Genomic DNA, 332 nt, shown 5'->3' with positions numbered 1-332 from the left:
TAAGGAAGGAATTCCTCCTGACCAGCAGAGGCTGATCTTTGCTGGTAAGCAACTGGAAGATGGCCGTACTTTGTCTGACTACAACATCCAAAAGGAGTCCACCCTTCATCTTGTGTTGAGACTTCGTGGTGGTGCTAAGAAGAGGAAGAAGAAGTCCTACACCACTCCCAAGAAGAATAAGCATAAGAGAAAGAAGGTTAAGTTGGCTGTGCTGAAGTACTATAAGGTGGATGAAAATGGCAAAATTAGTCGCCTTCGTCGAGAGTGTCCATCTGATGAGTGTGGTGCTGGAGTTTTCATGGCTAGCCATTTTGACAGACATTACTGTGGCA

General features: G+C 45.5%; 1 protein-coding gene. It reads left to right on the top strand.

From position 1 onward, the window contains the following. A partial coding sequence (locus tag ABGN05_RS30070; RefSeq protein WP_367957726.1) for a ubiquitin-40S ribosomal protein S27a family protein occupies positions 1 to 332 on the top strand: 332 nt, incomplete at both ends.

It is taken from the genome of Aquibium pacificum (assembly GCF_040839445.1).
GTDB classification, from domain to species: domain Bacteria; phylum Pseudomonadota; class Alphaproteobacteria; order Rhizobiales; family Rhizobiaceae; genus Aquibium; species Aquibium pacificus.
The sequence above is the reverse complement of the archived record's forward strand: the minus strand, read 5'-3'. Positions and strand labels throughout refer to the sequence as shown.